6 protein-coding genes and 1 pseudogene are annotated in these 8,468 nt (G+C 73.8%); all 7 read left to right on the top strand.

The window, feature by feature from the left end:
- Positions 1 to 543: 543 nt before the first annotated feature.
- Positions 544 to 906: pseudogene (locus D3A59_RS01875) on the top strand (nicotinate phosphoribosyltransferase); the annotation flags it as partial.
- 91 nt (positions 907 to 997) lie between these two features.
- A complete protein-coding gene (locus D3A59_RS01870; RefSeq protein WP_157991354.1) occupies positions 998 to 1,324 on the top strand; it encodes a hypothetical protein in 327 nt (108 codons plus the stop codon).
- 143 nt (positions 1,325 to 1,467) lie between these two features.
- Positions 1,468 to 3,648 (top strand): TonB-dependent siderophore receptor, encoded by a 2,181-nt coding sequence (locus D3A59_RS01865; RefSeq protein ID WP_119153239.1) that lies wholly within the window; start codon positions 1,468 to 1,470, stop codon positions 3,646 to 3,648.
- Between the two features lie 11 nt (positions 3,649 to 3,659).
- The gene (locus tag D3A59_RS01860) at positions 3,660 to 5,219 is read left to right on the top strand and encodes an ABC transporter substrate-binding protein (protein WP_119153238.1); all 1,560 of its coding nucleotides are present in this window, start codon (positions 3,660 to 3,662) and stop codon (positions 5,217 to 5,219) included.
- A complete protein-coding gene (locus tag D3A59_RS01855) occupies positions 5,216 to 6,181 on the top strand; it encodes an ABC transporter permease (protein WP_119153237.1) in 966 nt (321 codons plus the stop codon). The genes D3A59_RS01860 and D3A59_RS01855 overlap by 4 nt, the downstream gene beginning before the upstream one ends.
- Positions 6,178 to 7,002 carry an ABC transporter permease gene (locus D3A59_RS01850; RefSeq protein ID WP_119153236.1) on the top strand — a complete coding sequence of 275 codons (825 nt, stop codon included), beginning with the start codon at positions 6,178 to 6,180 and terminating at the stop codon, positions 7,000 to 7,002. The genes D3A59_RS01855 and D3A59_RS01850 overlap by 4 nt, the downstream gene beginning before the upstream one ends.
- Positions 6,999 to 8,420: an ABC transporter ATP-binding protein gene (locus D3A59_RS01845; RefSeq protein WP_119153235.1), complete on the top strand. Its 1,422-nt coding sequence runs from the start codon at positions 6,999 to 7,001 to the stop codon at positions 8,418 to 8,420. The genes D3A59_RS01850 and D3A59_RS01845 overlap by 4 nt, the downstream gene beginning before the upstream one ends.
- The last annotated feature ends 48 nt before the right edge of the window (positions 8,421 to 8,468 follow it).

Here is an 8,468-nt window from a genome sequence, read left to right as displayed (position 1 = left end):
GATCAACAAGGCAGGACCTGAAGCGATCCCCCATGCCTTGGAAAAAATGTACAAGGTGTCGTTCCAGTTGCCCTAGCGATGGATGTGGAAAAAAACCCGAGCTGACTTCCGCTGCCGCATCAGAGCAGGTGAGGGAGGAAGTCGGGCAGCAGCAGAAACAACACGCCAGCTGGGCAAAGGACTAAGAGCAGCAACCGCGACCACTGCGATTGCCTCTTCATCCTGCCGGAACCTCAACCTTGGCACTACCTCCCGTCTGTGAGGCGTTCTTGGCGCCGTTGCTGCCTCTAGGGTCTGCTTGACAGGGTTTTCGATTGCGTCTGCAGAGGGTCGACTCTCCCTGCAGCTCTCTATGAAATCGAGCTTCAACAAGGGCCGTAGGACCGGCCCTCGGGACGGTGTCAAACAGAGACTAGGCTATGGACATGAACTCACAAAACTGGTCAGAAACGCTATGGACACCATGGACAAGGGCTTTTAGGCCTGGTTCCCAGGCGCCATCGGAGATTCAGCCATGTCCATGGTTCTGCCATTCGCCGTTGGTTCGACGGGCTGCGCCACGATTCGGGCGACCCCGTCGAGTGGGGCGAGAAGGCGCTCGCCCACTACGCGAAGCTGCGCATCGACCCGCATACCAAGCGCCTCGTGTTCTCCGACGCCCTGACCGTCGACAAGTCCATCGAGCTGTGGCGGCACTTCGCCGGGCGCGTGCAGACGGGCTTTGGCATCGGCACCCACCTGAGCAACGACATGGGCCCTGCCAGCCCGGCGCTGCAGATCGTGATGAAGCTCGTGTCGTGCAACGGCCGCCCGGTGGCCAAGCTCTCGGACTCGCCCGGCAAGACGATCTGCGTCGACGAGACCTTCCTGGCCTACCTGCGCAGCGTCTTTGACGTGCGCACCTGAGGCGCTCGCCCCCGGCGAGCCGCCGGCGCTGCCACTATGATGCGCGGTTTCGCCCTCGCTCATGCCCGCCCGCCACGCCGTGATCCGTCTGATGCTGCTGGTCGTGTTCCTCAACACGACCCTCGGCGCCTGGCTGCACGAATCGCTGCACCTGGCCGAGTCGGGCACCCGGCCCCCTGCCGTGGCCGGCGGCGCAGAGGCTCCCTCCCCTGACGGCGAGCCTGACGAGCAGCTTCATCCTATCTGCGTCTGGTGCCTGACGCAGGCGCACTATGCGCCGGGCGGAGCGCCCCCGGCGGTGCTTGCGGCTCCGCTGTCCGGCAGTGCCGCACCGAGCCTGTCGCGATCGGCGACCCTCCCGCCCCACGCCCACCGCTGGCCCTTCGCGGCGCGCGATCCTCCGCCTCATCCCGGCTGAACCGCCGCGCCAGCCCCCTGGCGCTCCTGCACCGCACGCCCTCCAGCCCCCCGGCCGGGGCGTGCGCCTGCCTTCATTCGGGCCCCGATCGCCGCGCTGCGCACATGGCGCGGCCGGGCGCTCCCATGCCGAGATCCGTATCCATGATGACCCGCCCTCGTTCCCTTCATCCGACCCCCGCTCCGCTCGCGCTGGCCGCCGCGGCGCTGTTCGTCCCCGTCGCCGCTGCCCAGACCGCGACGGACGCCGCGGCGCAAGCCGCGATCGAGCTGTCCACCGTCGAGGTGGTCGGCCGCAGCCAGTCCGGCGCCTACCATGCCGCCGAGGCCACGGGCGCCAAGACCGATCTGCCGCTGCGCGAGCTGCCGCAGTCGGTGCGCGTCATCACCCGCCAGGCGATCGACGACCTCGGCGCCACGCGGCTCGACGAGGTGCTCGACTACGTCGGCGGCGTCTCGCGCCAGCACAACTTCGGCGGCCTGTGGGACAACGTCGTGATCCGCGGCCTGCCGGGCAACGAGAACGTCAACATGGCGACGCTGCTCAACGGCTTCGCCGGCAACCGCGGCTTCAATGCGCCGCGCGACCTCGCGGGCGTGGAGCGCATCGAGTTCCTCAAGGGCCCCGCCGCGGCGCTGTACGGCAGCAGCGAGCCCGGCGGCACGCTCAACATCGTCAGCAAGCGCCCGGGCTGGAAGGCCGCGCACTCGGCCGAGGCCTACGCCGGCAGCCACGGCTTCAGGCGCGCCGCGCTCGACAGCACCGGCCCGCTCGGCGAGGACTTCGCCTACCGGCTCAACGTCGCCGCCGAGGAGCGCGAGGGCTGGCGCGACCATGCGGGCTCCGAGCGCCAGGTGCTCGCGCCCGCCTTCAGCTGGCGGCTGGGCGCCGACACGCTGCTCGACTACCGCGGCGAGTTCCTGCGCCATGCGGCGCCGCTGGACCGCGGCGTGGTGGCGGTGGACAACCGGCTCGGCGCCGTCCCGCGCAGCCGCTTCCTCGGCGAGCCGGCCGACGGCGACATGACGGTGGACAACCGCGCGCACCAGCTCGTGCTGTCGCAGGAGTGGAGCTCCGCATGGCGCAGCCGGCTCGGGCTGTCGCTGCGCGAGACGGCGCTGGAGGGCTTCTCCACCGAGTCGGGCTCGCTGCAGGCCGACCAGCGCACGCTGTGGCGCCAGCGCCGCTTCCGCGACTACGACTCCCGGGATGCCGCCTTGCAGGCCGAGCTGCAGGGCACGCTCGACACCGGCGGCCTCGGCCACGACCTGCTGCTCGGCGTCGAGACCTATCGCTTCCGCATGGATTCGCTGATGCTGCGCGCCAACCCGAGCGCGGGCGCTCCCTACGCGATCGACATCCACGAGCCGGTCTACGGCCAGCCGCAGCCGGTGCCCGGGCCCAACACGGACACCCGCGAGCGCCAGCGCGGCACCGCGCTCTACCTGCAGGACGTCCTGCACCTGGCGCCCCGGTGGCGGCTGCTCGCCGGAGTGCGCGTCGACCGCCACGAGCAGCAGGTGGAGGGCGTCGCCAACCGCCGCCCGGTCCGCCAGCGGCAAGAGCCCACGGCCACCTCGCCGCGCATCGGGCTGAGCTGGCTGCCCACCGCGCAGTGGACCGTCTACGCCAATGCCGGCCAGTCCTTCCGGCCCAATTCCGGTCTCGATCGGAGCGGCAATGCCTTCGAGCCGGAGCGTGGGCAGGCCTTCGAGGCGGGAAGCAAGTGGGAAAGCGCGGACCGCCGTTTCGGCGCGACCACCACGCTGTTCGACATCCGCAAGCGCAACGTGCTGACCGCCGACCCCGCCAACGCGTCCGCCGAGAACTTCATGGTCGCCGCTGGCGCGGTGCGCAGCCGCGGGCTGGAGCTCGACCTGTCCGGGCAGCTCGGCACGCACTGGCGCGTCAACGCGAGCCTGGTGCTCAACGACGTCGAGGTCACGCGCGACAACACGCTGCAGGTGGGTGGGCGGCTGAGCAACGTCCCGCGCGTCAACGGCAGTGCGCTCGCGGTCTACGAGGACGCGCTCGCGAACGGCCAGCGCTGGGGCCTGGGCGGCGGCTTCACGCACGTCGGCACGCGCCTGGGCCAGCAGGCGCGCACGCAGGACGAGGCCCGGCTCGGCACGCCGGCCTTCGAGCTGCCCGGCTACACCACCGCCAAGCTCGTCGCCTACTGGCGCCTGAGCCCGGTGCTGCGCCTGTCGCTCGACGTCGACAACCTGTTCGACCGCACCCACTACACCAGCTCCTACAGCCGCCTGTGGGTCGCGCCGGGCACCCCGCGCAGCCTGACCGCCGGCCTGCAGGCCAAGTTCTGAGGGCGGCTGCCATGACACTTTTCCCCGACTTCACGCGCCGGGACCTGCTGCGGCTCGGCGCCGCCGGGCTCGCGGCCGGCGCGGCACCGCTCGCCCTCCGCGCCCAGCCCTCGCGGGGGCCGCTCCAGATCGTCGGCCCCTGGGAGATCGGCGGCCTCGCGCCGGCGGCCAGCGGCTATGTCTTCACCCGCATGCAGATCGCCGAGACGCTGCTCGACGCGCTCGACGACGGCACGCCGCAAGCGGCGCTCGCACGGCGCTGGAGCGTCTCGGCCGACGGCCTCGCCTGGCGCTTCGAGCTGCGGCCTGCCGCCCGCTTCCATGACGGCACCCCGGTCACGGCGGCAGCCGTGGTGCGCTGCCTCGAGGCCGCGCGCACCCCGCCGGCGCTGCTGAGCGCGGCGCCCGTCCGCTCGATCGAGGCGGAGGGCGCGGCGGTCGTGCTCATCCGCCTGTCGGCGCCCTTCGGCGGACTGCCCGCACTGCTGGCGCACAGCAGCACGCTGGTGCTCGCGCCGTCGAGCTACCGCGCCGACGGCAGCGTGCAGGCGATCGTCGGCAGCGGTCCCTACCGGGTCTCGCTGCTCGCGCCGCCGCAGCAGGTCGAGGCGGTGGCCTTCGAGCACTACGACGGCCCGCGGCCGGCGATCGGGCGGGTGCGCTACCTCGTCGCGAGCCGGCCCGAGACGCGCGCGCTGATGGCCGAGAGCGGCCAGTCCGACCTCGCCTACGGGCTCGACCCGGCGAGCCTGCAGCGCCTGCGCCGCCGCGGCAAGGTCCCGGTCGAGACGGTGACGCTGCCGCGCACCGTGATCGTCAAGCTCAACGCCGGGCTGCCGGCGCTGGGCGATCTGCGCGTGCGCCGCGCGCTCAGCCTCGCGATCGACCGCAAGGGCATCGCCCTGGCGGTGCTGCGCGACCCGGAGCTCGCCGCGACGCAGCTCTTCCCGCCGACGCTGCGCGGCTGGCACGACGAGGGTCTGCCGCCGCTCGGCCACGACCCGGAAGCCGCCGCGCGGCTGCTCGCCGAGGCCGGCTGGCGCCGCGCCGCCGACGGGCTGCGCGACCCGCAGGGCCGGCCCCTGACGCTCGCGCTGCGCACCTTCCCCGACCGGCCCGAGCTGCCGATCATCGCCACCGTGCTGCAGGAGCAGTGGCGCCTGGCCGGCATCGCGGTGAAGGTGAACATCGGCAACTCCGGCGACATTCCGCTCGGGCACCGCGACGGCAGCCTGCAGCTGGGGCTGGCCGCGCGCAACTACGCCACCGTGCCCGACCCGACAGGCACGCTGGCGCAGGACTTCGGGCCGCAGGGCGGCGACTGGGGCGCGATGGGCTGGCGCAGCGCCATGCTCGAGGCGGCGCTGGCCGAGCTCTCCCGCGGCGGCCTGCCGCCCGGGCGCCTCGTGCAGCAGCGCCGGCAGGTGGCGGGCGTGCTGCAGGCCGAGCTGCCGGTGATCCCGATCGCCTGGTACCGGCAGCAGGTCGCGGTGAGCGCGCGCGTCTCGGGCGTGAGCCTCGACCCGCTGGAGCGCTCCTACCGCCTCACGCAGATGAGGTGGCAGGCATGATGGGTCCCTCTTCCGCCTGGGGCGGGCTGCTGGCCCGGCGTGCGGTGCAGGCGCTCGCGCTCGCGCTGTTCGTCGGCACCGTCTGCTTCTTCATGGCGCGCGCGCTGCCGGGCGACCTCGCCACGCGCATCGCCGCCGGCCGCTACGGCTACGACCTCGTCAGCAATGCCGCGGCCGACGCGGTGCGCGCCGAGCTGGGGCTGGACCGCCCGCTCGGCCTCGCGCTGCTGCAGTGGTGGGGCGAGATCGCGCGCGGCGACCTCGGCACCTCGCTCGTGACCGGCGTGCCGGTCTGGCAGGAGGTGGCCCACCAGCTCGGCCACACGATCGACCTCGCGCTCGCCTCGGTGGGCCTGGCGGCGCTGATCGGGCTGCCGCTGGGCATCCGCGCCGGGCTGCGCCCGGGCGGCGGCTGCGACCGCCTCACGCTCGCGCTCGCGGTGCTGCTGCGCGCGATGCCGCCCTTCCTGCTCGCGTTGCTGCTGATGCTGCTCGTCGCGGTGCAGCTCGGCATGCTGCCGGTGGCCGGCGACGCGCATGACGGCGGCCTGCTGCTGCCGGCGCTCACGCTGGCGCTGCCGCTGGCCGCGGGCCTGGCGCGCGTGGCGCGTCACGCGATGCGCGAGGCGGTGCAGTCGCCCTCGCACGAGTTCGCGCGCACCAAGGGCCTGAGCGACTGGCAGGCGCTGCTGCGCCACGGCCTGCGCCATGCCGCGCTGCCCGTGGTCGCCTGGCTCGGCGTGCAGACCGTCTTCCTCGCCGAGGGCGCGCTGGTGGTCGAGACGCTGTTCGCCTGGCCGGGCATCGGGCACGCGCTGGTGCATGCGGTGTTCGGCCGCGACGTGCCGATGATCCAGGGCACCGCGCTGTGCATGGGCCTGCTGTTCGTGGCCTTCAACCTCGGGGTCGACGCCGCCTGCATGGCGCTCGACCCGCGACGGGCGACGGAGGAGGCACGATGAGCACGCCGCTTCCACTTGCCATCGCGGCGCGGCGCCGCGCGTCCGCGCCGCGCCACGTCGGTCTTGCGCTGCTGCTGCTCGTGGCGGCCTTCGCGCTGCTCGGGCCGGCGCTGATCGGCATCGACCCCGCACGGCAGGATCTCTACGCGAGCCTGCAGCCGCCGGGCGCCACGCACTGGCTCGGCACCGACCTGCTGGGGCGCAGCGTGCTCGCCCGTCTGGCGCACGCGGCGCAACTGTCGCTCGGGCTCGCGCTGCTGGCGGCCGTCACCGCGGCGGTGCCGGGCGTGCTGCTCGGCATCGCCGCGGCCTGGCGCGGCGGCCGCACCGAGCGCGCGCTGGTGCTGCTGTCCGATGCGGTGATGTCGCTGCCGGGGCTGCTGCTGGTGCTGCTGTTCGCCGCGCTGGCGCAGGGCGGGCACTGGGCGCTCTACATCGGGCTGTCGCTGTCGCTGTGGGTGGAGTACTTCCGCGTCAGCCGTGCGGCGAGCCGTCCGGTGCTGGCGGGCGACGCGGTGCAGGCCTCGCGGCTGCTCGGCTTCGGGCCCGGCTACCTGCTGCGCCGCCACCTGCTGCCCGCGCTCGCGCCCCTGCTCGGCACGCTGCTCGCGTTCAGTGCGGCACAGGCGGTGCTGGCGCTGGCGGCGCTGGGCTTCATCGGCGTCGGGCTGCAGCCGCCGACGCCCGAGCTCGGCCTGATGATGACCGAGTTCCTGCCGCACTACGAGGAAGCGCCCTGGCTGATCGCGGCGCCCGTCGTGCTGCTGATGCTGGTGGTGCTGGGCATGATGCTGATCGCCGGCGACCGGGAGGAAACATGAGCGACGACATCCTGCTCGGCGTGGACGGCCTCGCCGTGCACGTCGGTTCGCGACCGCTGCTGCGCGAACTGTCCTTCGCGCTTCGCGCCGGCGAGGCCCTGACGCTGCTGGGCGAGAGTGGCGCCGGCAAGTCGCTGCTGGCGCAAGCGGTGATGGGCAACCTGTCCCCGGCGCTGCGTGCGGGCGGCAGTGTGACGGTGGCCGGCCGTGCGAGCCGCGCCGACGATGCGCGCGCACGACGCCCGCTATGGGGCAGCGGGCTGGCGCTGCTGCCGCAGGAGCCGGCGCTGGCGCTGGATCCGCTGCGGCGCGTCGCGCCGCAACTCGCCGAAGTGCATGCCCTGGTGGGTGGCGTGCCCCCGGCCGAGGCCGGCGCCGCCGCGCTGCGGGAACTCGACGGCGTGGGCCTGTCGGCCGCGGTACGCCAGTATCCCTGGCAGATCTCGGGCGGCATGGCGCAGCGCGCCGCGGCGACGATCGCACTGGCCGGCGGCGCGAGGGTGCTGCTGGTGGACGAGCCGACCAAGGGACTGGACGCCCGCTGGTGCGGGCGCATCGTCGCGATGCTGCAGGCGGTGCTGCGCGAAGGGGGCTGCGTCGTGACGATCACGCACGACCTGCGCGTCGCGCAGGCGCTCGGCGGGCGGCTGATCGTGCTGCGCGACGGCGAGGTGGTCGAGCAGGGCGACACCGCGCAGGTGCTGGCCGCGCCGCGCCACGACTTCACGCGCCGGCTGATCGCCGCCGAGCCCTCGCGATGGCCGCGCCGCGAGGCCGTGCCGGCGCCCGCCGGCCCGCCGCTGCTGCAGGCGCGCGGCCTGAGCAAGGGCTTCGGCGGACGCACGCTGTTCGAGGGGCTGGATCTCGACGTGCGGCGCGGCGAGCGGCTCGTGCTGCAGGGCCCGAGCGGCAGCGGCAAGAGCACGCTCGGCAACGTGCTGCTCGGCCTGCTGCCGGCCGACCGGGGCGAGCTCCGGCGGGCGCGGGAGCTCGGGCCGCAGGCGCTGCAGAAGCTCTACCAGGACCCGGTGGCCTCGTTCGCGCCGCACGTCCCGCTGGAGCGTTCGCTGCGCGACGTGGTGCGCCTGCACCGCGGCGCGTGGCGCGAGGTGCAGGAGGTGCTCGCGCGGCTGCGCGTGCCCGAGGCGCTGCTCGCGCGCCGGCCCGGCGAGGTCTCGGGCGGCGAGTTGCAGCGCGTGGCGCTCGCGCGGGTGCTGACGGTGCGGCCCGCGCTGCTGTTCGCCGACGAGCCGACCTCGCGGCTCGACCCCCTGACGCAGCAGGAGGCGCTGGCCGCGCTGCTGGACGCGGTCGAGGCGACGGAGGCGGCATTGCTGCTCGTCACCCACGACGAGGGCATCGCGGACGCGCTCGGCACGCGCCGGCTGCGTTTCGGCGAGGCAGGCGTGGAGCCCTGATCGGCGGCGCAGGCCCCAGCAGGCCCGGCAGCACCGCGCGCGGTGCCT

It is taken from the genome of Caldimonas tepidiphila (genome assembly GCF_003569765.1).
Lineage (GTDB): Bacteria > Pseudomonadota > Gammaproteobacteria > Burkholderiales > Burkholderiaceae_C > Caldimonas > Caldimonas tepidiphila.
Note: the sequence above shows the minus strand (reverse complement) of the source record. Positions and strands in the feature narration are given on the sequence as shown.

What these genes read in the sequence shown, in the direction of transcription:
- D3A59_RS01855 (WP_119153237.1), top strand. Translation starts at nt 5,216, where the DNA reads ATGATGGGTCCCTCTTCCGCCTGGGGCGGGCTGCTGGCCCGGCGTGCG.
- D3A59_RS01845 (WP_119153235.1), top strand. Translation starts at nt 6,999, where the DNA reads ATGAGCGACGACATCCTGCTCGGCGTGGACGGCCTCGCCGTGCACGTC.
- D3A59_RS01850 (WP_119153236.1), top strand. Translation starts at nt 6,178, where the DNA reads ATGAGCACGCCGCTTCCACTTGCCATCGCGGCGCGGCGCCGCGCGTCC.
- D3A59_RS01870 (WP_157991354.1), top strand. Translation starts at nt 998, where the DNA reads ATGCTGCTGGTCGTGTTCCTCAACACGACCCTCGGCGCCTGGCTGCAC.
- D3A59_RS01865 (WP_119153239.1), top strand. Translation starts at nt 1,468, where the DNA reads ATGATGACCCGCCCTCGTTCCCTTCATCCGACCCCCGCTCCGCTCGCG.
- D3A59_RS01860 (WP_119153238.1), top strand. Translation starts at nt 3,660, where the DNA reads ATGACACTTTTCCCCGACTTCACGCGCCGGGACCTGCTGCGGCTCGGC.